Here is a 24,629-nt window from a genome sequence, read left to right as displayed (position 1 = left end):
CGCCCACCCACGTCCGTCCTCCCCGGGGAGCCTGCCATGGACACCCGCTTCACCTCCTCGGACAGGTTCCTCCTGCGGGCTCCGGTCCTGTCCAGGCGGCACCTGCGCGCCGGTGCGGACGGCGTCGCGTCCCCGCTGGTGCGGGAGGCCGTCGCCGTCGCCAGTCCCGCGCTGAGCGAGGCGATGGGCAGGGCGCTCGCCGGGCACGAGCTGTCGGAGGCGGCGCGACGCCGCCTCCGGCACGCTCTCGCCCGGTACGAGCTGCGCATGGCGGGGCGCCCGACACCGTTCGGCCTCCTCGCCGGGGTGGCCGTCGGGTCCTTCGGCGACCACCTGGAAGCCGAGCTGGGCGGCGATCACCGCAGGCACGTGCACCCGGACCGCGCCTGGCTCGAGGGCTGGGCCGGTGAGCTGGAGGCCGATCCCGAGGTCCTGGTCCACCTGGAGGTCGCCGCGAACAACCTGTGCTCGCGGCACGGCGAGCGCCTCACCGCGGCGCGCGGAACGCGGCTGGCGAGCGTGCGCCGCACTGCGGTCGTCACCCGCGTGCTCGACCTCGCCGGACACCGGATCAAGGTCCGCGACCTCATCGACGCGGTTGCCGAGGAATTTGCGGGCGTGGACCGTTCCGGAATTCTCGATCTCGTTTCACAGCTGGTGCGCCTGCGTTTCCTGTGGACGACCCTGTCTCAATCGGAAAACCCCTTCGACCACCTCGCCCGGCTCGTCCCCGCCGAATCTCCGTCAAGACGCCGCGCGGAAATGATCGCCGAGTCCATCGACGCTTATCGCCGGGCGCCCCTCGGTGAGGGAGTCACCGAATTGACCGCCGTCCGGCGGGCAACCGGCGTCGACCACCCCGTGCACGTCGACTTGGAATTGGACGCCCGCATTCGTCTCCCGCACGACGTCGCACGGGAATTCGAACGCGCCGCCGACGTGCTGTGGCAGCTGTCCGCGCGGGACAACGCGCGGTCGCGTGACCTCGCGGAGTTCCACGGCCGGTTCCTGGAGCACTACGGCCTCGGCGAGCTCGTCCCCGTGCTGGACCTGCTCGACCCGGATGCGGGCATCGGGCCACCGGCGGGGTACGACCGGCCCTGGACTGCGGGACCCGCGGACGACGACCGGCAGTCGGTGCTCACCCGCCTGCTGGCCCGGGCGATGGCCGACGGCGTCACGGAGGTCGTGCTCGACGACGACCTGATCGGCCGGATCAGTCCATCGGGAGGCGATCCACCCACCACGGTCGAGCTGTTCGCCACGCTCAACGCCGCGTCGGCAGGCGCGCTGGAGCGCGGCGAGTTCGAGCTGGTCGTCAGTCCGCTGACCGGCACGCAGCAGGCCGGAGCGTCACTCGGCCGGTTCGGCCACCTGCCCGAGGTGCGCGACCTGCTCGGCGCGCTGGCCTCGCCGCGGTCCGACGACCGGGTGCCGGTGCAGCTCGTGCACCTCACCAACCATCCCCGCGACGCCAACCTGACGCGGGCTCCCCGGGTGCTGCGCCACGCGCTGAACATCGGTGTGCCCGGCGTGGCCGGAGGACTGGGACCGGCCGACATCGCGGTGGCGGCGGACGAACACCGGCTGCGGCTGTACTCGGTGTCGCTGGGCCGCGAGATCGTGCCGCGGGTGCTGCACGTGCTGGACATCGGCGCTGCGACGCCGGAGGTGGTGCGGTTCCTGTGGGACGTGTCGCTGATGGACGTGCGCACGCTGAAACCGTGGGACTGGGGCGGTCTGCGGGACGCGCCCTTCCTGCCCGCGGTCCGATGTGGACGCACGGTCCTCGCGCCCGCGCGCTGGCAGGTCACCGCGGCCGACGCCGGCACGGACGAGGCGCTGGCGGCCTGGCGGCGGAGGTGGCGGGTGCCGGGACGGGTGCGGCTGGCGCGGTTCGACCAGCAGCTGTGCCTCGACCTGACGGCGGGGGAGCACCGCGCGCTGCTGCGCGACGACCTGCGGAAGTCGGGCACCGCCGTGCTGGTGGAGGACCGCGCGCCCGGCCTGGAGCAGGGCTGGCTGCGCGGCCCGGACGGCGTCCACGAGGCCGAGCTGGTCGTCCCGCTGGTGGCGACCGGTCCCGCCAGCCGTCCGGTGCGGCCGCCCGCACCGCTGCGCGGAAGCCCGGCCGTCCACCTCCCGGGCGGTGAGTGGGTGTCCGCGCACATCCCGTGCTCCCCGCACCGGCAGGACGAGGTGCTGACCGGGCACCTGAGGCCCTGGCTGGCCGCGCTGGAGTCCGAAGTGGACCGTTGGTTCTTCGTGCGGTACCAGGCCGACGGCCAGCCGCCGCACATCAGGCTGCGGCTGCGCGGCGACGTGCTCCCGCGGCTGCGCGACCAGGTCGCGGCCCTGGTGGACGCGCGACTGGCCGGTGGGTTCTCGCTGCACCCGTACCGGCCCGAGGTCGAGCGGTACGGCGGCGAGCAGCTCATCGACCTCGCGGAACGGTTCTTCACCGCAGACAGCCGGCTCGCGTTGCGCAGGACGAGCACCGGACAGGACACCCTCGCGGTGGCCGCCGACGTCGTGGCGCTGGTCAGCTGCTTCCACGGCGGCGACTGGCCGTCGTGGCTGCTGGCGACGATCCCCAAGAAGGAGGCCACGCACCAGGCGTTCGTCCGGCGGCGTGCCGAGGCGCTCGCGGCGATCACGTTGGAACCCGTTGCCGCGGAACGGGAATGGGCCGAGCTGCTGACGCGGTACGGGAACAAGGCGGACGCGCTCGGGCCGGACGACTGGACGTCCGCGGGCGAGATCCTCCGCGCGCTGCTGCACCTGCACTGCAACCGCCGGCTCGGCGCCGACTTCGCGGCGGAGGCCGAGGTGTACGCCCTGGCACGGGGTGCGGTGCAGTCCCACGTGGACCGCGCGAGAGCCGTCCGGTGAGCGTCCGGGAGTGGCTGGACGAGTCCGTCCGCCTGCTCGGCGAGCCCGCCGGGGTGAGCCTGGGCGGCGGGGACTGGCCGCACCACCCGATGTCGCTGGCCGACGGGTACTGCGGGCTGGCCGTGCTGTTCGCCCGGCTCAGCGACGGGACGCCGGAACTGCGCAAGGCCGCCCACGGGCACCTGGCCGCGGCCGCGAGAGCGGGCAGGCCCCACGCCGAGGGCCTCTACGACGGCCTGCCGTCGCTCGGGTTCGCCGCGCGCAGCATCGCCAGGGCCGACGGCGACTACCGCGGCATGCTGACCCGGATCGACCCCCACGTGCTGCGGCTGGCCGAGAACGTGCTGCACGCCGAGGAGGCGCGTCTGCTCACCGGCGCGCCCGGCGCTCGAATGGCCTGCTACGACGTCACTTCAGGCCTGAGCGGGGTGGGCAGGTACCTGCTCGCGTGCGGTGCGCAGGCGCGCCCGGTGCTGGAGGAGGTCCTCGGGTACCTGGTGCGGCTGACCGACCCGGTGCGCGTGCGCGGCCACCGGGTGCCGGGGTGGTGGACGCCCGACCCGTCGCTGCTGGCCGATCCGGTGGCGCACCCCGGCGGCCACTTCAACCTCGGGATGGCGCACGGCGTCGCCGGACCGCTCGCGCTGCTGTCGTTGTGCCACGACCAAGACGTCGTCGTCGAGGGCCAAGCGGAGGCGGTGCACCGGATCGCCACCTGGCTGCTGTGCCGCCGCGGCGTCGACGAGCACGGCCCGTACTGGCCTGCGCTGGTGCCCTTCGGCCACGAGGTGGCGGGCACCGTCGACGGGCTGCCGCCGAGCCGGATCGCCTGGTGCTACGGGGCACCGGGTGTCGCTCGTGCCCTCCAGCTGGCGGCGGCCGCGCTGGACGAACCCGCATGGGCCGAGGAAGCGAAGTCGACGCTGAGAGCGGCGTTCCGGCGGCCGAGGGAGCAGTGGGGGATCCGCGACGCCTCGCTGTGCCACGGGTCCGCGGGCGTCCTGCACACCACCGCGCTCGTGCTGGGGCGGGACGCGGACGTGCTGCCGGAGCTGTGCGACCACCTGCTGGCCCAGCGCGACCGGCACACCGTGGTCACGGTGCCGCCGGACCGGCCCGGCTTCCTCGACGGCACGGCCGGAACCCTGCTGGCGCTGCACGACCACCTGACCGACGACCCGTCGCCGGCATCGCTGCCGTGGCACGCCGCGCTGGTCCTGGAGTGAGCACGCCGACGCGGACCGGCGGGCGGGTCGCGCTGCTGGCCGCGGCGACCACGATCTCGGCCGCGGGCAACGGGTTCGGCCGGATCGCGGTGACGTTCGGCGTGCTGGCGCTGCCGGGAGCCACCGCCGGGGGACTGGCCGCCGTGCTGGTGTGTCTGGTGGCGCCGCAGGTCCTGTTCGTGGTGTTCGGCGGTGTGGTCGCGGACCGGATGAGCCGGTCGCGGCTGCTCGTGCTGTCCGACGGGACGTCCGCGCTCGCCTGCTCCGCGCTCGCCGCCGGGCTGTGGTGGCAGGCACCGGTCCCGGCGCTGGCCGCCTGCGCCGTCCTGGCGGGGCTCGCGTCGGCCGTGGCCGGACCCGCGACCAGCGGACTGGTTCCCGAGGTCGTCACCGGCGACCGGCTGCGGCGGACGAACAGCCTGCTGACGACCGCGGCGAGGAGCGCCGACCTGGCGGGCACCGCGCTGGGCGGCACCGCCGTCGCGGTGCTCGGAGCGCCTTCAACGGTGCTGCTCAACGCCTCCAGCTTCGCCGCCAGTGCCGTGCTCCTCGCCCTGCTGCGCCTGCCCGCACGGGTGCGCGTCGAGGCGACGTCGCTGCTCGGAGACCTGCGGACGGGCTGGCGGGCGTTCGCGGGCCGGCAGTGGCTGTGGGCGACGGTGGCCGCGCTGTCGATCACGTCGGCGGCACTGGCCGCCACCATGGGGATCTTGGGCCCGTTGGTGGCTTTGAAGTCGTGGGACGGCGTGCAGTCCTGGTCGTTGGTCGCCGCGGCGAGCACGGCCGGGATGCTCTGCGGCGCCGCGGTGTCCGCTCGGGTGCGTCCCCGGAAGTCACTGGCGACCGGGCTGTTGCTGTTGCTGCTGCTCGTCGTCCCGCTGTCGCTGCTGGCGGCCGGTGCGCCGGTGTGGGTGGTCGCGGCGGCGATGTTCGGCGCGGGGATGGCCAACGACGTGTTCGGGGTCCTCTGGCATACGACGGTCCAGCGCGAGGTGCCGGAGGACGTGCTGGCCAGGGTCTCGTCGTACGACTGGCTGGGCACGATGGCGTTCGCGCCGGTGGGCGTGCTGGCCGCGGCGCCGCTGAGCACCGCGTTCGGCACGGCACCCGTCCTGGCCGGGTGCGCCCTCCTCGTGGCCGCGTCCGTGCTCGCCGCCCTGTCGTCATCGCAGGTGCGGAACCGCTGACAGCCGACTATGAACTCTGCCATACTCCCGAGTGACGGAGAGGCGGAGATGGGCGACCAGGACCGGCGGGGCACCAAGCAGCGAATGCTCGACAGCGCCGTGCTGCTGCTGCGGGAACGCGGCGCGGCCGGGGTGACGGTCGACGCGGTGCTGGCGCACAGCGGCGCGCCGCGCGGCTCCGTCTACCACCACTTCCCGGGCGGCCGGAACGAGATGGTGCTGGGCGCGGTGCGCCAGGCCGGCGACTACATCGCCACGATGGTCCGGGATTCGGCGGCCGAGGGCGACGTCCGGCGGATGGTCGAACGCCTCGTCGTCTTCTGGAAGCGCGCGCTGACCGGGACGGACTTCCGGGCCGGCTGTCCCGTCGCCGCGATGGCGATGGACAGCCGCGACATCGTCCCGGACGCCGGCGAGGTGGTCCGCGAGATCTTCGCGCAGTGGCAGACCAGCATCGCGGAAGCGTTGTCCGCCAGTGGTTTCGCCGCACCGCGGTCCCAGCGGCTGGCCACGCTGGTCGTGTCCTGCATCGAGGGAGCCGTCATCCTCTGCCGCGCGCACCGCGACCTGGGCCCGCTCGACGACGTGCTCACCGAGATCGCGCCCCTGCTCGACCGACGAGGCTAGGAGTCCGGCCATGTGGAAACCCAGCGCGTGCATCCTCTGCGAGTGCAACTGCGGTATCGAGGTCCTGGTCGGCGAGGACGGCCGGTCGTTCGACAAGATCCGCGGCGACAAGCTCCACCCCGCCTCGGCCGGCTACACCTGCAACAAGGCGCTGCGCCTGGACCTGCACCAGAACGGCGACACCGGCCGGATCACGCACCCGCTGCGGCGGCGGCCCGACGGCACGTTCGAGCAGATCGGCTGGGACACCGCGATCAGCGAGATCGCCGCGCGGCTGGGGGAGGTCCGCGACACCTTCGGCGGGGAGACGATCTTCTACTACGGCGGCGGCGGGCAGGGCAACCACCTCGGCGGCGCGTACTCGGCCGCCACCCTGGCCGCGTACGGCGCCCGCTACCGCTCGTCCGCGCTCGCGCAGGAGAAGACCGGCGAGTTCTGGGTGAGCGCCCGCATGCTCGGCAACATGACCCGCGCGGACTTCGAGCACTGCGAGGTCGCGCTGTTCGTCGGCAAGAACCCCTACCAGTCGCACGGCTTCCCGCGCGCCCGGTCGGTGCTCAAGGACATCGCCAAGGACCCGGCCAGGTCGATGGTCGTGATCGACCCCGTGCGGACCGAGACCGCGGAGCTCGCCGACTTCCACCTCCAGGTGCGGCCCGGCACCGACGTCTACCTGCTGACGGCGCTGGCCGCCGTGCTCGTGCAGGAGGACCTGGTCGCCACCGAGTGGCTCGCCGAGCACGCGGACGGCCTCGACGCCGTCACCACTGTCCTGCGCCGGGTACCGGTGAGCGACTACTGCGCGGTCGCCGACGTGGACGAGGCGCTCGTGCGGGCCGTCGCCGGCCGGATCGCCGCCGCCGAGTCGGTCGCCGTGTTCGAGGACCTCGGCGTCCAGATGAACCGCGACTCCACGCTCGTCAGCTACGTCGAGAAGCTGGTCTGGCTGCTCACCGGCAACTTCGGCCGGCGCGGCGGCCAGTACATCCCCTCCAGCCTCGTGCCGATCGGCCGCGACCGCGGGCACGCCGGCGACCAGGGACCGCGCAGCCCGGTCGCGGGCGCGCGGATCATCAGCGGCCTGGTGCCGTCGAACGTGATCGCGGAGGAGATCCTCACCGACCACCCGGCCCGCTACCGGGCGATGCTGGTCGAGAGCGCGAACCCCGCGCACTCCCTGGCCGACTCCGCCAGGATGCGCGAGGCGCTCGCCGCGCTGGAGCTCGTGGTCGTCATCGACATCGCCATGACCGAGACCGCGCGCCTGGCCGACTACGTGCTGCCCGCGCCGACCCAGTTCGAGAAGTTCGAGGCCACGTTCTTCAACTTCGACTTCCCGCGCAACGTCTTCCACCTGCGCCACCCCGTCGTGGCCGCCCCGGAGGGCGTGCTGCCCGAACCGGAGATCCACGCCCGGCTCGTCGAGGCGTCCGGTGCGCTGTCCGAAGAGGACTACGCACCCCTGCGCGCCGCCGCGGCCGCAGGGCGCCTCGAGTTCGCGCAGGCGTTCCTCGGGCTGCTCGCGGACCCGGCGAAGCGGCGGCTCGCGTCCGTCCTGCTGTACCGGACGCTCGGCCCGACGCTGCCGCACGACGCCTCGGCCGCCGCGGTGCTGTGGATGGCCGCGCACGAGTGCGCCCGCAAGAACCCCGCCGGTGTCGAGCGCGCCGGGCACGGGTCCGGGCTCGAAGCGGGGGAGCGGCTCTTCGACGCCATCGTCGACGGACCGCACGGCGTGCACATCACCGACGACGAGTACGACGCGTCGTGGCAGCGGATGACCGGCGACCGGATCCACCTCGACGTGCCGGAGCTGCTCGCCGCCGTCGACGCGTTGCGGGACCGGCCCGTGCCGCAGCAGGACCCGGACTGGCCGTTCGTGCTGTCCGCGGGCGAACGGCGCGCGTTCACCGCCAACACGATCATGCGCGACCCGAGCTGGCGGCGGCGCGACCCGGACGGCCGGCTGCGCATGAGCACCGCCGACGCGGCACGGCTGGGCGTGGCCACGGGCGACCGCGTCCGGCTCACCACCCGCCGCGGCAGCGCGGAGGTCTCCGTCGACACCACGGAGACCATGCGCCCCGGCCACATCTCGCTGCCCAACGGCCTCGGGCTCACGGTGCGGGAACGCACCGGCGTCGCCCCGAACGAGCTCACCGCCGCCGAGGACCGCGACGAGTGGGCCGGAACGCCCTGGCACAAGCACGTCCCGGCACGGCTGGAGCCGCTCGGACCGGCCTGAGCCAGGCGCCGAACGACTCGATCGCCTGGTTGCCGTGGCACCGTCCTCCTCGGCCCGTGTCCTCCCGGGACGGTGCATCCGCGCACGTATTCGCGCTTCGAATGGCCGAAAGCATCTTTTTCACATCGCGGCTTGATCCGCCCAAGTTCGCTTGTTAACGTCCACACCCGCTTGTGGCACGGATCACAGACGTCCGTGTCTTCGGCCTGCCTCGAGAACCGTGGCGACCGTCAACAACGACGTTGATCCGCGCGAGGAGCCGGGAAATGAGATCGCCGAGATTCGTGGTGCCCGTGGTCGTGCTGCTGGTGGCGGCGTGCGGTGCGCCCGCGGCCGGACAGCAGGTCAAGGCCCCCGACGGCGCGCTGGTGGGCGTCACGATGCCGACGACCACGTCCCAGCGCTGGATCAGCGACGGCGAGAACATCAAGCGCGACCTGGAGTCGCGGGGGCACCGGGTCGACCTCCAGTACGCGCAGAACGACGTGCCCACGCAGGTGAAGCAGATCGAGGACCAGATCGCCAAGGGCGCGAAGCTGCTGATCGTCGCCTCGGTGGACGGGTCGGCGCTGACGACGCCGTTGCAGCACGCGGCCGACGCCAGGATTCCCGTCATCGCCTACGACCGGCTGCTGCGCGGCAGCCCCAACGTCGACTACTACGCGACGTTCGAGAACTTCCGGGTCGGCGTCTACCAGGCCGAGTCGCTGCTGACCGGGCTGGGACTGCGCGCCGCCGACGGTGGCCCCGGCGCCGAGTCCGGCCCGTTCAACGTCGAGCTGTTCGCCGGCTCGGCCGACGACAACAACTCGGTGTTCTTCTTCAACGGCGCCATGTCCGTGCTCAAGCCGTACCTCGACGACGGCAAGCTCGTGGTGCGCAGCGGGCAGACGGACTTCCAGGCCGTCACGACCCTGCGCTGGGACGGGGAGACCGCCCGCAAGCGCATGGAGGAGATCCTCGGCACGACCTACAAGCGCAGCAAGGTCAACGGCGTGCTCTCGCCCTACGACGGCATCTCGCTCGGCGTCCTCACCGCGTTGCAGGCCGGCGGCTACGGCCCCAAGTTCCCGATCGTCACCGGTCAGGACGCCGAGCTCGGCTCCGTGAAGTCCATCCTCGCCGACCAGCAGTACTCGACGATCTACAAGGACACCCGCGAGCTGGCGACGGCCACCGCGTCGATGGCGGAGGCCGTGCTGAAGGACCGGACCCCGCCGCAGCTCAACAACCTCAACGACTACAACAACGGCGTCAAGGTCGTCCCGGCGTTCCTGCTGAACCCCGTGAGCGTCGACAAGACCAACTACCACAAGGTCCTCGTCGAGTCCGGCTACTACAGCGACGACCAGCTGCGCTGACCGTCTCTATTGCTTCAGTGTCAGCTGAAAAAAGGTCACTGGAGCGGAAACCGGCCACGCCGCCAGTGCCAGTGCCGACCGGCCTGGAGGTGGTCGACGACCGCGCGTTGCAGAACTGTGCGGCGCGGTAGCCGGTCGAGCGGCGTGGTGAGGGTCCGGAACACGAACCGCAGCACCTCGACGTCGGCGTCGATGCCCTCCGGCGCCTCGTAGGGCTCGACGTCGAACCGCCGCTGGAACCGGACGATGTTGGACTCGGCGGGCAGGTACTCGAGCAGCTGCGGGTCGAGCAGCCACGAGCCGCAGGCGAACGCCGTGTAGGGCTCGTCGGGGAAGTGGCGCGGGAAGAACGCGCGGGCCTCGGCGAGCGAGGCGTCGACGGCCTCTGGTGTCAGCGGTCCCGAGTCGGGGATGTGCAAGGACAGGGCGTCGCCGTCGCCGCGGTGGTGCTGGAGCCGGCCGAGCTCGTAGACGCCGCCGCGCCAGTGCAGCGTCAGCCAGCTCTGCATGACCGGCCAGCCCTCGCCGCGCATCCGCCGGTCGACGGCGAGGTTGCGGCCCAGGTCCGCGAGCGTCGCCCACGACACCGCCTCCGGGACGCCGTGGGCGCGGTGGTAGTCCAGGACGACGTCCAGCAGGGCGAGGTAGACGTAGACGTAGAGGTGCCGCCACGCGGGGTTGCGGTCGCGCGGCAGCTCCGGGCCCGGCACCAGCCACTGGTGGCCGCCGAGGTCCGCCCTGACCAGGGCGGTCGAGCGGTCCAGCAGCCACCGCAGCTCCGGTGTCCACAGTGGAGAGTCGGCGTCCGGCCAGCCCGCCATGACCTCGGCGGCGTCGTCCGGCGGCACGGCGAGCCGGTCGAGCAGTTCGGGCGCGGAAGCCTTGGCGGGCAACGGTGCCGACGGCCGGTCACCGGCGCGGCGGTGCACGCGTTCGACGTCGTCTACCGGTACCCCGAGCCGGGCTGCCATGTCCTCCAGGTCCACTCCGGCGACCCTACTAGGCGAGGCACTTCCAGCTGTACGGATCGGCGACGGCGGTGGTCCGGGAGAAGATGGCTTGCTCGTGCGGGTTCTGCCGTTGGCAGGCGTCGTCGAGGTCCATCGGCACCTGCGCGCCGGTTCCGGTGACGCAGCGCCAGTCGTAGGCGGTGGTCCCCGCGAGCACGGCTCCGTTCACCGCGCCGATCGACGTGCAGTAGCCGCGCAGGTCGAGGCCGCCCTTCTCGGCGAACACCGGCGGCCGGGCGAGCGTGACGGTGACGGAGGTGGTTCCCGCGGGCAGGACGACGGCTCCCTTGGCGTTGTCGACCGCGCCCGCGCTGGCACCGGCGATGTTCCCCTGGAACGCCGGCACCTCGAACCGCACGCCACCGGACGGGGTGGCGCCGGACAGGGTGAGGGTGACGGTCGCGCCGGACGCGGTGACGGCCGCTCCCATGCGCTGGCCGCCGGCGATCGGGTAGTTGCCGACGCTGGTGGTGGCGCCGTCGCGCAGCCATTGGTCCGGCAGGCCGCGGCCGACGACCACGGAGCCGTCGAGCTTCTCGGCGAGCAGCGAGTCCAGCAGCACCTTGGAGGCGTTGGCCTGGCCCCACATGTGCGGGCTCGACCCGCTGCCCGCGGTGCTGTGCGTGCCGGGGGACCAGTTGCTCGTGCCCACCGACTGGATGCCCTCCCACCAGGAGAAGGGTGCGCTCTGCGCGTTCTGCACGAGGTACTGGTAGCCGTAGATGCCCTCGGAGCGGTAGCGGGAGGACGCCAGGCCGGCCGACCCGTAGCCCGCGTTGTAGGCGCTGCTCACCCCGGGGTAGCCGCCGAAGGTGTGCTTCGGCAGGCCGGACAGGCGGCGGAAGCCGTTGTCGTAGGTCGCGTCGACCAGGTCGATCATCGGGCCGGTCGGCGTGGCGCCCCAGAGCTGCCCGTCCCACGCCCAGCGCCCGAACAGGAACATCGACGCCCAGTTGCCGTTGTTGGTCTGGCCGCAGACGTTGGCGCTGCTGTTCGGGACGTCCATCGCGCACGGCAGGTACGACAGGCCGTTGGCCGAGATGGTCGCGTTCAGCCGCGCGTTCACCGCGCGCAGGAGCGTGTCGTAGAACCGGCCGGCCCAGGACGCCTCCGCGGTCTCGCCGAGGGTTGTGGCGATGTACTTGTACGTCAGCAGGCCCAGGAGTGCGGACTGGTTGTCGACGGTCCAGTAGCCGGGCGCGTCCACCGCGTTGGTGGCCTTCATGATCCCGCCGGGACCGGTGGCGTCGGACTCGATCCGGTGCGCGGTCTGCCGGATCGTCGCGAAGTTGTCCCGGACGAACGCGGCGTCGCCGGTCTTGCGCAGGTAGACGGCCCACGGCCAGTTGTACTTCCAGGTCCCGTCCGGGTACATCCGGGTGACGTCGTTCGGGTCGTCCTGGGAGATCAGCGTCGGCAGGTAGTCCTTCGCCCTGTTCAGGTCACCGGCCTCCAGCAGCTGCACCAGCATGCCGACGAGGTCGTGGTTGAAGATCGCGTCGTAGCCGTTCTCGCCGACGTTGAGGCGGTTGCCGTCCTTGACGAGGTTCGTGGTGACGTACCCGGCGCGGTAGGCGTTCGCGAGCTGCGGGTCGGGCAGCTGGAGCTGCGCGATCTGGGCGAGCTTGCCGTCCCAGTGGGACTTCATGTGCGCGTAGTGGGTGTCGTAGCCGCCCGCGGCCACCAGCTCGGTCGCCGACGGCCAGGCGTAGCCCTGCCCGAACCGGTCGGACGCGATCACGTAGTCGAAGTCGGTGGTCTGCCCCGGCCGCACGGTGGTCGACGGGCGGGTGAGCGCGAGCGTGCCACCGGAGGGCGCGGGGTCGAGGACGTGGGCGACGGTGTCGTGGTTGACGACGCGGACCCGTGAGTAGATCGCGACGAAGTCCCGGCCGCCGATGGTCACCTTGTCACCGAAGTTCGTGATGGTGACGGTGCTGTTGTCCCGTTCGAACTGCGTGGTGAGCGCGGGGTAGAACCCTCCGGCGTTGAACCACTGCACTCGGGCGGGGTTGGTGTGGATCCCGAACCGCACCGTCGTGTTCGGTCCCGAGTGGACGTCGAAGCTGCCGTCCTTGTGTGTGAGGACGCCGTAGTAGTCGCCCTCCCAGCCGATGGAGGCGCTGTCGTGCTGCGTGACCGACGCGCGGGCGTCGCCGGAGCTCCACACCTGCGTGCCACCGGCGACGACGAGGGCCGCGGTGAGGGTCGTGGCGAGCCAGCGCCGCCTTCGGCTGTGCGTCTTCATGGTGGGCCTTCCCCTCCGAGCGCGCGCACCGGCGTGGACTTCGTCGCCGAATATGATCGTTAAAATTGGCGTGGACCAACCCAACCACAGGATTTCTCGCACTGTCAACGATCAGCGTGCGGGCGGCCAGTGGATCGATCCAACCGCGATTTGCGGGATCAGCTCCGGCGTCGTGAGGAGCCGCGGACGACGAGCTCCGGCGGCAGCAGCGCCGCCACCGCCCCGTCCTCGCCGCACAGGGCCTCGACGATCCGCCGCCCCACCTCGGGGATCGGCTGGCGGACGCTGGACAGGTCGAGGACCTCGGCCGAGGGGGTGTCGTCGTACCCGACCAGCGCCACGTCCCGGCCCGGCACCAGCCCGAGGTCGCGGACGGCCTGGAGTGCTCCGGCCGCCAGCGTGTCGGAGGCGGCGACCAGGGCGGTCGGCGCACCGGGCCGGTCGAGCAGGTCGCGGGCCAGGCGGGCGCCGCTGGTCCAGGTGTCCTCGCCGCGCACGTCGAGGCGGTGGCTGCCGGCCAGCAGGCCTTGGCGGTCCATGGCCGTCACCCAGCCGTGCGCGCGGTCGTCGCCGACCCGGTGGCCGTCCGGGAACCCGAGGAACCCGATCCGGTCGTGCCCGCCCTCCGCGAGGTGCTCGACGACGGCGGCGACCCCGGCCGCGTTGTCGACGTCCACCCAGCCCGTCGCGTCGGCGGCGCCGGAGAACCGGCCGAAGCACGCGAACGGCACCCCGGCGTCGAGCAGCACCGCGGGCCTCGGGTCGTCGGGAACCACGTTGTACAGCACCACGCCCTCGACCGACCCGGTGCGCACCAGCCGCACGCAGGTGGCCGCCTCGCTCTCCGCGTCGTCGGCGGCGAACAGCATCAGGTGCCGCCCGGCCGCCTGCCCGGCCTCGGCCAGCGCGTGCAGGAACACGTCGTGCAGGTGCGCGAGGGAGTGCGACGACACGGGCTCGATGCGGCACGCGATCATCCCGGCCGAGCTGGAGCGCAACGCCCGCGCCAGCCGGTTCGGCTGGAACCCCAGCTCCGCCACGGCCCGCCGCACGCGTTCCCGCGTCTGCTCGCGGACCTTCTCCGGGTAGTTCATCACGTTCGAGACGGTCTGCTTGGACACCCCGGCGGCCGCGGCGACGTCGGCGATCGTGACCGGGCCGGACCGGCGGGCAGCGGGTCTGGCGGGCGCTTTCGCCACTGCGGGCACTCCTGACGCCGACGGGCGCGCCGCACGGGCGGGACGCTCCGAGTTGAACGATAAAATCCGGCTGACCAGTCACATCGTACTCATGAGGCCCCGATCGGCTGGAGCACATCCGCGTTAGGCCCGGCGAAACGCGGGTAGTCAGTGCCCGTCAGGAGCCGAGCCATGAGGAGAACGATGAGCGACACGACCACAGTCGACCGGTTGCGCACGGTGCTGACCGACGTGTCCTACCCCGCGGACAAGGGGCAGCTGGTCGACCACGCGTCCCGCAACAACGCCGACGAGGACACCGTGCACGCGCTGCACTCCGTCCCGGAGCGCACGTACGGGTCCTTCGACGAGGTGCTCGACGTGGTCGCGGTCGACCAGAGCCGCGAAGCCTGACGTCCCTCCGCTCCCGTTGTGCAGACGGACCGCACTGCCCATACGGTCGGAGAAGGCGTGAGCACGGGATCGGCACCGGGGACCTCCGGTGCCGGTCCCGTCTTCTCGACCAGTCCCAGGACGTACTGATCGCGACTTCGCCCACGCGGCCGTCGCGGGGCGCAGCACGCCCCACAGCCGGAAAACGGGAGCACCGATGAAAGATCGCAAGGCGGTGCGGATCCCCGCGCCCGCGGGACGGCCGCGGCTCGACGGCGACGTGCCCGTCGTGGCGGTCGTGGGCGGCGGGATCGCCGGTCTGGCGGCGGCCACGCTGCTCGCGGAACGCGGTGCGCGAGTGGTGTTGTACGAACGCGAGAACTACCTCGGTGGACGGGTCGGCGGGTGGCGCACGCGGCTCGCCGACGGCAGCGAGGTCACCATGACCCGCGGCTTCCACGCGTTCTTCCGGCAGTACTACAACCTGCGCTCGTTGCTGAAGCGGGTCGACCCGGACGGCCGTGCCCTCACGGCCATGCCGGACTACCCGCTGTGGCACGCGCGCGGCGACCGCGACTCGTTCGCCGGCATGCCGACCACGGCGCCGTGGAACGTGCTGGCGTTCCTGCGGCGCAGCCCCACGTTCCGCTGGCGCGACCTGCCGGAGATGAACCCCGAGGCCGCCCTCAAGCTGCTGGACGTCTCCGTTCCCGGCGTCTACGACGACCTCGACGGCATCGACGCCGCCGCCTACCTCGACCGCGTCCGGTTCCCGGAAGCCGCGCACGCGCTGGCGTTCGAGGTGTTCTCCCGCAGCTTCTTCGCGCACCCGAGCGAGATGTCGGCTGCCGAGCTCGCGGTGATGTTCCACATCTACTTCCTCGGCTCGAACGAGGGACTGCTCTTCGACGTCGCGGCGGACCCGTTCCCGCACGGCCTGTGGGACCCGCTGGGCCAGCGCCTGCGCGAGCTGGGCGCCGACGTGCGCACGGGTGTGGGCGTCGAGTCGGTGGCGCGCGGCGAGGCCCGGCGTTTCGCGGTCACCACGGCCGACGGGGTGCTCGACGCCGACGCCGTGGTGCTCGCGGCGGACGTGCGCGGACTGCGCCGGATCGTGGAGACCTCGCCCGACCTCGGCGACGAGGACTGGCGGGCACGGGTGGCCGGACTGCGCACCGCGCCGCCGTTCCTGGTGTCGCGGTACTGGCTCGACCGGCCGGTCAAGCGGCCCGGTTTCATCGGCACCAGCGGCTACGACCTGCTCGACAACGTCAGCGTGCTCGACGACTACGAGCACGAGGCCAGGGCGTGGGCGGCGCGCACCGGCGGCTCGGTGGTGGAGCTGCACGGGTACGCGATCCCGTCCGATGTGGACGAAGGCGAGGCCAGGCGGCGGCTTTGGGAGCAGCTGACCGAGGTCTACCCGGAGACCAGGGGCGCCACCGTCGTCGACGAACGGCACGAGTGGCGCGAGGACTGCCCGCTGTTCCCGGCCGGCGGCTACGCGGACCGGCCGCGGGTAAGCACGCCCGACGACTTCCTGGTGCTGGCCGGGGACCTGGTGCGGATCGACCTGCCGGTGGCGCTGATGGAACGCGCGGCCACCACCGGTTTCGCCGCCGCCAACCGGCTGCTCGGCCGGTGGGGCGTCACGGGGACCGACCTCTGGACGGTTCCCGTCGAAGGCCGGGTGCCGCTGCTGCGCGCGGCCGCCCGGCGGCGGAGGACGGCGTGAGCGTCGACGCCGGGCCGGGCACCTCCGCCCGCCGCGGGGGAGTGCGGGCGCTGGCCGCGGTGGCGTGGGTCTTCGGCGCGCTCGTCGTGCTGGCGCAGATCGTCTACTCGATGACCGACCCGGACGAGCGGATCTTCACGACGGTCGCCTCGGTGGTCGCGTTCGCGGTGGCGTCGGTGTGCGACGCCCTCGCCCGGTTCGGGCCGCGCGCGGCCGCGTTGCTGGTGGCGGTCGCCGGGGGTGGCGGCCTGCTGGCCGAGACGATCGGTGTGCACACGGGCTTCCCGTTCGGCGAGTACCGCTACACGGGCACGCTCGGCCTGGAGGTCGTCGGAGTGCCGGCCGTCGTGCCGCTGGCGTGGGTGATGATGTGCTGGCCCGCGCTGCTCGTCGGCCGCGCGCTCGTGGCGCGGTCCGGTGTGGACCGTCCGTTCTGGCTGGTCGTCGGAGTCGGGGCGTGGGCACTGGCGTCGTGGGACGTGTTCCTCGACCCGCAGATGGTCGACGCCGGTCACTGGGTGTGGACGCACCCCACTCCCGGGCTTCCCGGCGTGGGCGGCGTCCCGTTGACGAACTACGCGGGCTGGCTGCTGGTCGCGGTGCTGATGATGGCCGCTCTGCACCGCGGTGTCGGACAGCCGCGGGTGTCCCGCGAGCTCGACCTGCGGGCCGGTCCGGCGCCGATGCTCTACCTGTGGACCTACGGGTCCTCGGTGTGGGCGCACGCGGCGTTCTTCGGGCGTCCCGTGGTGTCGCTGGTCGCCGGTGTGCTGATGGGACTGGTGGCGTTGCCGTTCGCGGTGGCGCTGTGGCGGGCGCATCGGTGAACCGGTTCCTCCACGCGGCGGTGCGCGGTGCCGCCGTCGGGTCCGTCGCGGCCGCAGCCCACGCGATCGTGAACGCCCGGCTGATGCGCGTTCCGGACGCCGACCCGCCCGAGTGCGGCGAAGCGGTGTCGGTCCTCGTGCCCGCACGGGACGAGGCACACCGCATCGCGCCGACCATCGAGTCGTTGCTGGCCCAGCGCGGTGTCCCCGGGCTGGAGGTCGTCGTGCTCGACGACGGCTCGACCGACGGCACCGCCGACGAGGTGCGCCGGGTCGCGGGCGGCGACGAACGGGTGCGCGTCGTCACGGGGACGCCGCCAACGGAAGGCGTTCCGGGCAAACCCCACGCCTGCGCCCAGCTCGCCCGGCTGGCTCGCGGCAGCGTCCTGGTGTTCGTGGACGCGGACGTCGTCCTCGCACCGCACGCCGTCGCCGCGGCCGTGGCGTTGTTGCGGGACAACGACTTCGACGTGGTGTCGCCGTTCCCGCGCCAGCTCGCCGACGGTGTGGGGGCCCGGCTCGTCCAGCCGCTGCTGCAGTGGTCGTGGCTGGTGTTCCTGCCGCTGCGCCTGGCGGAACGCTCGCCCAGGCCGTCGTTGTCCGCGGCCAACGGGCAGTTCCTGGTGGTGGACGCCGCCGCCTACGAGCGCAGCGGCGGGTTCGACGGGATCGCCACGGCGGTGCTCGACGACATCGCGTTGATGCGGGCGGTCAAACGCGGCGGCGGCCGCGGCGTGGTCGTCGACGGCAGCACGGTGGCGTCCTGCCGGATGTACGAGGACTGGGCCGAGGTCCGCGACGGCTACGAGAAGTCGCTGTGGTCGGCCACCGGCAGCCCGGCGGGCGCGGTGGCGTTGTCGCTCGTGCTCGCGTGGCTGTACGTCCTGCCGCCGGTCGCCGCGCTCGCGGGGTCGCGCGCCGGTGCCGTCGGCTACGCGGCCGGGGTGCTGACCAGGGTCGTGACCGCCCGGCACACCGGCGGACGCGGGTGGCCCGACGCCCTCGCGCACCCGGTGTCGGTGGGGGTGCTGCTCACGCTCGTCGCGCGGTCGTGGCGGGCCAAGCGGGCGGGGTCGTTGCGGTGGAAGGGCCGATCGTTGCGGGGGAGCAGCTGACATGGCACGGGTAGCGGTGATCGGCGCCGGCATGGGCGGCCTGGCGGCGGCCGCGCGGCTCGCGAAGGCCGGGCACGACGTCACGGTGTACGAACAGGCCGCGACACACGGCGGCAAGCTCGGCACCTTGCGGCGCGACGGGTTCACGTTCGACACCGGACCGTCGCTGCTGACGCTCCCGCACGTCTACCGCGACCTCTTCGCGGCCACCGGCGCTCCGCTCGACGACCTGGTGGACATCGTCCCGGTGGAGCCGACCTGCCGCTACCACTTCCCGGACGGCACCCGGCTCGACCTGCCGCACGCCGAGGACCGGGTGGAGGCGGCGCTGACCGACGCGTTCGGAGCCGAGGCCGCCCGGCAGTGGCGCGCGGTGCTCACCGATGCCGAACGGTTGTGGGACCTCGTGGGCGAACCGGTGCTGCAGAACCCGCTGGGCGGTGTCCGCGACCTGCTGCGCCGGTCCGCTAGCGTCCGCGACCTGATGGCCATCGCGCCGTGGCGGACGCTGCGCGGGGTGGGGGAGCGGCGGCTGAGCGACCCGCGGCTGCGCATGCTGCTCGACCGCTACGCCACCTACAGCGGGTCCGACCCCCGCCGGACGCCCGCGTTGATGACGGTGGTGCCGTTCATCGAGCAGCGGTTCGGCGGCTGGTACGTGCGCGGCGGGCTGCGCCGGCTCGGCGACGCCCTGTTCGGCCGCTGCACCGAGCTCGGCGTGCGCTTCCGGTTCAACGCCGCGGTCACCGCCGTCGAGTCGGGCGGCGGGGGAGTCACCGGAGTCCGCCTGCGGGACGGGGAACGGCGTCCCGCCGACGTCGTGGTGTCCGATGTGGACGCCGAACACCTCTACGGCGAGCTGCTCGCCGACCGGCGCTCGCGCCGTCCCCGCCGGATGCTGCGCGGGACCCAGCCGTCGCTGTCGGGGTTCGTGCTGCTGCTCGCGCTGCGGGGCAGGACACCGGACCCGGCGCACCACCGCGTGCTGTTCCCCGCCGACTACGACGACGAGTTCGACTCCATCTTCGGCCGCCACCCGCGTCCCGTGCCGGACCCGACGGTCTACGTGTGCGCACCGGACGACCCGGCCATCGCGCCGGACGGCGACGAGGCGTGGTTCGTGCTGGTCAACGCGCCACGGCAGGGAGACGTCGACTGGACCGCGCCCGGACTCGCCGACTCCTACGCGGACCGGGTGCTGCGGGTGATGGCCGAGCGCGGGCTCGACGTCCGGGACCGGGTGCGGTGGCGGGAGATCCGCACCCCGGCCGACTGGGAGCGGGACACCGGCGCGGTGGGCGGGTCGATCTACGGCTCGTCGTCGAACGGACCGCGGGCGGCGCTGCTGCGGCCCGCGAACCGCGCCCCGGTGCCGGGCCTGTTCCTCGTCGGCGGGTCGGCGCATCCGGGCGGCGGGCTGCCGCTCGTGGCGATGTCAGCGGGAATCGTCGCGAACCTGGTCGGACCGGCCTGACGCGAACGGTCCCGTCCACGGCCGGCCGGTGAGCGCGCGCCGGATGCCGGCCGCCAGCTGGCCGAACCCCACCACCGCGCACCCGGCCCACACCACGGCCGACACGGCGGCCCAGCCCCACCCGGTGACCGGCGTGCCACCGGGCGCCAGACCCGTTCCGGCACAGGCGATCGCGACGACGATCATCCTGGTGGGACGCTCGGCCACCGTGATCGCGCCCGCCGACGCCATGCCGACGGCCTGCGCCTTCGCCCGCGCGTACTCGTGCAGCAGCACCGTCACGCCGATGACCGCACACCACCACGCCTCGGCGCCGAGCACCAGGAGGACCAGCAGCAGCGACAGGTCGGACAGCCGGTCCGCGACCGCGTCCACCACCGCGCCCAGCGGCCGCACCTTGCCGGTCCGCAACGCGACCGCGCCGTCCAGCCCGTCGAGCACCCCCGTCGCCACCACCAGCAGCAACGCCAGCAGGGCCCACCGGCCACCGGCGCCGGCCGCGGCGACCGCACCGGCGGCCACCATCACCCCGGCCACCGACAGCACGTCGGGGTGCACCCGGTCGAGCGGCCGCGCCAGCGCGTGCACGAGCCGCAGCCAGCCGACGACGAGCCTGCTGCCGGACACGTCCTCCCCGTGCAGCCGGGACCAGCCGGCGACTGGGTTCGCCTCGTCACCGGTCATGCCTCCACCGTAGGCGGAGGGGTGATCCCGCGCAGGTTCGGGTACAGGGCGATCATGCACGTACTCCGCGCCGTGGCAGCGGCCACGTCGAGCGCGCTGCGCGGCCGGGACCTCCTGCTGTGGGCCGCGGGCCTGACGTTCTTCTCCGCCCTCGGCCTGGTGCCGCTGCTGCTGATCGCGTTGCGCGGCGTGGCGTTGTTGTTCGGTCCGGACCTCGTGGTCGACGGCGCGCGCACTGCGGGCGGTGCGCTGCCGCAGGCGCACGACCCGACCGCCGTGCTGGTGCAGCTGGCGGAGGCGGCGACGACCACGTCCTGGCCGTTGCTCGCCGCATCGCTGGTCCCCGCGACGCTCTACGGCGAGGGACTGCGCCGTGCGCTGGTGCAGGCGGCCGGGGAGGGCGTGACCAAGTGGACCGGGTGGGCAGGGCGGATCACGTTCCTGCCGGTGCTGCTGCTCGCACCGCTGCTGGTGGCGCTGCCGCTGGCGTTCGCCCCGCAGGTCGCCCGGCTCTACGACGCCGGCGGCTGGTCCGCCGTGCTGGGCGTCGTGCTGTCGTTCCACCTCGACCTGGTCCCGATCTGCGTGACCGTCGGCCTGGTGTTCGCCTTCGTCGGGCCGGTCGCCCTGCCGGTCAGGACGGTCGTGGGGGCCGCGCTCCTGCTCGGCGGGACGCTCACGGGCTTCCTGCACGGGTTCGTGGTGTTCCTCGCGATCCCGGTGGACTGGGCGATCCCGTACGGCGGCCTGGCCGTCCCCGGCGCGGTGGCGGCGATCGGGCTGTGGCTGTTCCTGCTGCACGGCCTGCTGTTGTTCGGCTACCGGATCACGTTGAGCACCCACGACGTCCTGCGGCGGTGACCGGCCCGCTACCGTGGACGTGTGGAAGGGCTGCGCGGCATCAGGTCAGCGGTGGCCCGCCGGATCACGGCGACGCACCTCATGGCGGTCGTGTGCTTCCTCCTCGCGATCGTCCCGACGTTCCTGTACCGCCCGGACGGCCTGCACGGGGTGAACCTGGCCTGCGGCGTGGCGACTGCGATACCGGTGCTGCTCGCGGCGCGGAACCTGATGGTGTCCTGGTTCCTCGCGGTGCTGCTGGTCCTCCTGCTTCCGCGTGTCTACGAAGGCCGCACCGGCCCCGAGCTGGAGTGGGGCTGGCCGTGGACCCTCGGCCTGACGGTCGCGGCCGGGTTCCTGCTCTACCGGGTCGCCCTGCGGCACGACGTCCCGGTGGTGGCGGTGGTCCTCGCGGTCACGTTCGCGGCGACCTGGCCGCGACTCGACGACTGGGGTGACGCGGGGTTGCCCGGCCTGCTCGCGGCCGGCGCGGTGGTGCTGGGCAACGCGGTCCGCCGGCGCCGCGAGGCGGACGACCTGCGCCACGCCGAGCAGACCCGGCTGGTCGCGCTGGAGGAACGCACCCGCATCGCCCGCGAGCTGCACGACGTCGTCAGCCACCACATGTCCGCGCTGGTCCTGCGTGCCGATGCCGTGCAGTACCGGCTGCCCGGCCTGGCGCCGGAGGTGCGCGAGGAGGTCGACGTGCTCCAGCGGCTGGCCCGCGACGGGCTGACCGAGATGCGGCGGATGCTCGTGGTGCTGCGCGACGGGGACGGCGACGGGACCGCGCCGCAACCCGGTCTGTCCGACGTGGACGACCTGGTGGCCCGGTTTCGCCAGGCCGGCGCGGAGATCACGCTGCGCGCGGACGCCGGACCGGTGCCCGCGGGTGTCGGGCTGTCGGCGTACCGGATCGTCCAGGAGGCGGTGAGCAACAGCGGGAGGCACGCGCCCGGCGGAGCGGTCTCGGTCGAGATCACCGAGAGCGGCGGCGTGCTGTGGGTGGACGTGCGCAACGCCGCCGCGACCCGGCCCGTGCTCGACGACGACCCCGCCCGTCCCCGGCACGGCCTGGCCGGCATGGCCGAACGGGTGCGCGTGCTCGGCGGCGAGCTCACCGCCGGACGCACCCCCGACGGCGGCTTCGAGGTGGTCGCGGAGCTGCCGCTGCACCGGGAGGACACCGCGTGACGATCAGGGTGCTGGTGGTCGACGACCAGGCGATGGTCCGGGAGAGCTTCCGCGTCGCCCTGGACAGCCAGCCCGACGTCGAGGTCGCCGGGGAGGCGGGCACCGGCGCCGAGGCGGTGGCGCTGGCCCGCGACCTCGCGCCCGACGTGGTGCTGATGGACGTGCGGATGCCCGTGATGGACGGGCTCCAGGCGACCCGCCACATCGTCGGGTCCGGCGACGCGCCGCCGAAGGTGCTGGTGCTGACCACGTTCGACCTCGACGAGCACGTCTACGGGGCGCTGCGCGCGGGCGCCAGCGGGTTCATGCTCAAGGACGCGCCGCTGTCCGACCTCATCAACGCCGTGCGCGTCGTCGCCGCGGGACACGCCCTGTTCGCCCCGTCGGTCACCCGGCGGCTGGTGGCGGCCTACGCCGACCGCGCGCCGGGGAAGCCGTCGGACGCGGCGTTGCGGCACCTCACCCCGCGCGAGGTGGAGGTGCTGCGGCTGATCGCCAGGGGACTGTCCAACGCGGAGATCGCGGGCGCGCTGACCATCGCCGAGCAGACCGCGAAGAGCCACGTGAGCCGCGTGCTGACCAAGCTCGGTCTGCGCGACCGGGCCCAGGCCGTGGTGCTGGCCTACGAGTGCGGCCTGGTGGTGCCCGCCGGGTAGTACCGGGGTACGGGCCCGGCCGGACCGGTACCGGCGGGGCACGGCAGGACACCACTCGGGCGGGACGTGGTCCGGCGCCATCGCTCCTAGCGTCGGCCTGGTGCTCAAATCAGCCCTTCCAGCTGCGGTTTTGTTCCTGGTGTCGGTTGTGTGGTGGATCTTCGGGCGACCGTTGGGAGTGGACAGCGGGGTGTACCGGGCGGGTGCGCTGGCGCTGCTCCACGGACAGCCGCTCTACGCCCCGCTGGCGGCCATCCCGGACTGGTCACCCGCCCTGCCGTTCACCTACCCGCCGATCGCCGCCGTGGTGTTCCTGCCCCTGGCCGCCCTGCCCGTGCAGCTGGCGTGGGGAGTGCTCGCGGCCGGGACGGTGACGGCGCTGGGCGCCTCGGTCCGGCTCGCCGGGGGAGCGGCGTGGTCGCTGCCGCTGCTGCTGTGCCTGGAACCGGTCTGGCGGACCGTCGGGCTGGGGCAGGTCAACGTGCTGCTGATGGCGCTGGTGCTGGTGGACGTCCTCGCGTTGCGCGGGTCCCGGTTCTCCGGGGTGCTGGTCGGCGTCGCCGCGGCGGTGAAGCTGACGCCGCTGGTCTTCGTGGCGCATCTGCTGGTGACCGGACGCCCCCGGGACGCGGCGAGGGCGCTGGCCGCGTTCGGCGGGCTCGCCGTCGCGGGACTGGTGCTCCTGCCCGGCGACGCGGTCCGGTACTGGACTTCGGAGATGCTGGGCGCGAACAAGGCGAGCGGCAACGCGTGGTGGGGCAACCAGTCGGTGAGCGGCCTGGTCCACCGCGCCGCGGACGGCTCTCCGGTGCTGCTTGCCGTGCTCGTCCTGATGGTGCTGGCCGTGGCGGCCTGCGTAGCGCGCGCCTTCCACCTGCGCGGCGACCCGGTGGCGGCGGTGCTGGTGACGGCGTTCGCCGGGCTGCTCGTCAGCCCGATCTCGTGGACGCACCACTGGGTGTGGGTGGCGCCGCTGTGCGCGGTCCTGCTCGCCCGGCGCCGGTTCGTCCTCGCTGCGGCGGTCGTGGTGCTGGGCACGGGATGGCTGTTCGCGCTGGTGCCGCGCGGCGAAGGGCAGGAGCTGCGGTGGACGCCGCTGGAGTCGGTGGCGGGCAACGCCTACGTGCTGGCCGGCCTGGCGGCGTTGGGAACGCTGGGCGTGGCACTGGTCCACGTCCGCCGGCCTGCGGTGCGGTGACCGCGTGCCTACCATCCCGGGTGGACTGTCGACCCCGGGAGGCCGGACCTTGGCGCGCCACACGTTCACCACGACCGTCGAGCTCGGCGGCAAGACCGCGACCGGCCTGCGCGTTCCGGCCGACGTCGTCGAGGCCCTCGGCCAGGGCAGGAAGCCGCAGGTGACGGTCACCATCGGTGGCCACACCTACCGCAGCACGGTCGCCGTGCGCGACGGCGTCTTCCTGCTGCCGCTCAGTGCCGCCAACCGGGAGGCCGCGGGTGTCGCCGCCGGCGACACCGTCGAGGTCGCGCTGGAACCGGACCTGGCCGAACGCACTGTCGAGGTGCCCGACGACCTCGCCGCGGCACTGGAGCAGAACCCGGCCGCCCGCGCCGCGTTCACCGCCCTGTCCTACAGCAACCAACGGCAACGGGCCGAGGCGGTGGCGGCGGCGAAACAGCCCGCGACGCGGGCGCGGCGGATCGAGAAGATCATCGCCGAGCTGTCCTGAGCCACGCCCGGCCCGCAGTGGCCACCGTCGCGTGTGACCTGGCTCA

The 24,629-nt window shown here is 73.3% G+C and carries 20 protein-coding genes; 16 read left to right on the top strand and 4 right to left on the bottom strand.

The features are described 5' to 3' along the window. Positions 1-36 precede the first annotated feature (36 nt). The 6 genes from VF330_RS12835 (at position 37) to chvE (ending at position 9,538) form a co-directional block, all read left to right on the top strand. Positions 37-2,892: a lantibiotic dehydratase gene (locus tag VF330_RS12835; protein ID WP_330851782.1), complete on the top strand. Its 2,856-nt coding sequence runs from the start codon at positions 37-39 to the stop codon at positions 2,890-2,892. Beyond that, complete coding sequence (locus VF330_RS12830; protein ID WP_330851781.1) at positions 2,889-4,118, top strand: lanthionine synthetase C family protein; 1,230 nt, start codon at positions 2,889-2,891, stop codon at positions 4,116-4,118. The genes VF330_RS12835 and VF330_RS12830 overlap by 4 nt, the downstream gene beginning before the upstream one ends. After that, positions 4,115-5,305 (top strand): MFS transporter, encoded by a 1,191-nt coding sequence (locus tag VF330_RS12825; RefSeq protein WP_330851780.1) that lies wholly within the window; start codon positions 4,115-4,117, stop codon positions 5,303-5,305. Before VF330_RS12830 ends, VF330_RS12825 begins: the two co-directional genes overlap by 4 nt. A 48-nt stretch (positions 5,306-5,353) precedes the next feature. After that, positions 5,354-5,932, top strand: coding sequence for a TetR/AcrR family transcriptional regulator (locus tag VF330_RS12820; RefSeq protein ID WP_330851779.1), 579 nt, complete (start codon positions 5,354-5,356; stop codon positions 5,930-5,932). Between the two features lie 10 nt (positions 5,933-5,942). Then, positions 5,943-8,177: a molybdopterin-dependent oxidoreductase gene (locus VF330_RS12815; RefSeq protein ID WP_330851778.1), complete on the top strand. Its 2,235-nt coding sequence runs from the start codon at positions 5,943-5,945 to the stop codon at positions 8,175-8,177. A gap of 266 nt (positions 8,178-8,443) precedes the next feature. Beyond that, positions 8,444-9,538: a multiple monosaccharide ABC transporter substrate-binding protein gene (gene chvE / locus VF330_RS12810; RefSeq protein ID WP_330851777.1), complete on the top strand. Its 1,095-nt coding sequence runs from the start codon at positions 8,444-8,446 to the stop codon at positions 9,536-9,538. A gap of 35 nt (positions 9,539-9,573) precedes the next feature. Here chvE and VF330_RS12805 read toward each other — a convergent pair whose 3' ends face one another. The 3 genes from VF330_RS12805 to VF330_RS12795 all read right to left on the bottom strand — a co-directional run bounded on the left by VF330_RS12805 (position 9,574) and on the right by VF330_RS12795 (position 13,995). Beyond that, a complete protein-coding gene (locus VF330_RS12805) occupies positions 9,574-10,524 on the bottom strand; it encodes an acyltransferase domain-containing protein (protein WP_330851776.1) in 951 nt (316 codons plus the stop codon). Between the two features lie 13 nt (positions 10,525-10,537). Continuing rightward, complete coding sequence (locus VF330_RS12800) at positions 10,538-12,796, bottom strand: hypothetical protein (protein WP_330851775.1); 2,259 nt, start codon at positions 12,794-12,796, stop codon at positions 10,538-10,540. A 158-nt stretch (positions 12,797-12,954) separates the two neighbouring features. Next, the gene (locus VF330_RS12795) at positions 12,955-13,995 is read right to left on the bottom strand and encodes a LacI family DNA-binding transcriptional regulator (RefSeq protein WP_330851774.1); all 1,041 of its coding nucleotides are present in this window, start codon (positions 13,993-13,995) and stop codon (positions 12,955-12,957) included. 183 nt (positions 13,996-14,178) lie between these two features. Between VF330_RS12795 and VF330_RS12790 the strand changes: the two genes are divergently transcribed. From VF330_RS12790 to VF330_RS12770, 5 genes are all read left to right on the top strand, one after another. Further along, entirely contained in the window at positions 14,179-14,388 is a 210-nt protein-coding gene (locus tag VF330_RS12790) for a DUF2795 domain-containing protein (RefSeq protein ID WP_330851773.1), read from the top strand. A 196-nt stretch (positions 14,389-14,584) separates the two neighbouring features. Next, entirely contained in the window at positions 14,585-16,102 is a 1,518-nt protein-coding gene (locus VF330_RS12785) for an FAD-dependent oxidoreductase (RefSeq protein ID WP_330851772.1), read from the top strand. Beyond that, complete coding sequence (locus VF330_RS12780) at positions 16,099-16,929, top strand: carotenoid biosynthesis protein (protein ID WP_330851771.1); 831 nt, start codon at positions 16,099-16,101, stop codon at positions 16,927-16,929. The genes VF330_RS12785 and VF330_RS12780 overlap by 4 nt, the downstream gene beginning before the upstream one ends. Beyond that, positions 16,911-18,044: a glycosyltransferase gene (locus VF330_RS12775; protein WP_330851770.1), complete on the top strand. Its 1,134-nt coding sequence runs from the start codon at positions 16,911-16,913 to the stop codon at positions 18,042-18,044. Before VF330_RS12780 ends, VF330_RS12775 begins: the two co-directional genes overlap by 19 nt. 1 nt (position 18,045) lies before the next feature. After that, positions 18,046-19,518 (top strand): phytoene desaturase family protein, encoded by a 1,473-nt coding sequence (locus VF330_RS12770; protein WP_330851769.1) that lies wholly within the window; start codon positions 18,046-18,048, stop codon positions 19,516-19,518. Here VF330_RS12770 and VF330_RS12765 read toward each other — a convergent pair. Next, the gene (locus VF330_RS12765; protein ID WP_330851768.1) at positions 19,480-20,202 is read right to left on the bottom strand and encodes a CDP-alcohol phosphatidyltransferase family protein; all 723 of its coding nucleotides are present in this window, start codon (positions 20,200-20,202) and stop codon (positions 19,480-19,482) included. The genes VF330_RS12770 and VF330_RS12765 overlap by 39 nt on opposite strands. 54 nt (positions 20,203-20,256) lie before the next feature. Here VF330_RS12765 and VF330_RS12760 point away from each other — a divergent pair, with 54 nt between their 5' ends. From VF330_RS12760 to VF330_RS12740, 5 genes are all read left to right on the top strand, one after another. Next, positions 20,257-21,063 (top strand): YhjD/YihY/BrkB family envelope integrity protein, encoded by an 807-nt coding sequence (locus VF330_RS12760; RefSeq protein ID WP_330851767.1) that lies wholly within the window; start codon positions 20,257-20,259, stop codon positions 21,061-21,063. Positions 21,064-21,084: 21 nt separating this feature from the next. Next, on the top strand, positions 21,085-22,236 hold the full coding sequence (locus VF330_RS12755) for a sensor histidine kinase (protein ID WP_330851766.1): 1,152 nt from the start codon (positions 21,085-21,087) through the stop codon (positions 22,234-22,236). Beyond that, positions 22,233-22,892, top strand: coding sequence for a response regulator transcription factor (locus tag VF330_RS12750; RefSeq protein ID WP_330851765.1), 660 nt, complete (start codon positions 22,233-22,235; stop codon positions 22,890-22,892). The genes VF330_RS12755 and VF330_RS12750 overlap by 4 nt, the downstream gene beginning before the upstream one ends. A 139-nt stretch (positions 22,893-23,031) precedes the next feature. Further along, positions 23,032-24,090, top strand: a complete 1,059-nt coding sequence (locus VF330_RS12745) for a glycosyltransferase 87 family protein (protein WP_330851764.1) — start codon at positions 23,032-23,034, stop codon at positions 24,088-24,090. Positions 24,091-24,139: 49 nt separating this feature from the next. Beyond that, positions 24,140-24,583, top strand: coding sequence for a YdeI/OmpD-associated family protein (locus VF330_RS12740; RefSeq protein ID WP_330851763.1), 444 nt, complete (start codon positions 24,140-24,142; stop codon positions 24,581-24,583). Positions 24,584-24,629 lie beyond the last annotated feature (46 nt).

The organism is Lentzea sp. (genome assembly GCF_036380075.1).
Classification (GTDB): Bacteria; Actinomycetota; Actinomycetes; order Mycobacteriales; family Pseudonocardiaceae; genus Lentzea.
The sequence above is the reverse complement of the archived record's forward strand: the minus strand, read 5'-3'. Positions and strand labels throughout refer to the sequence as shown.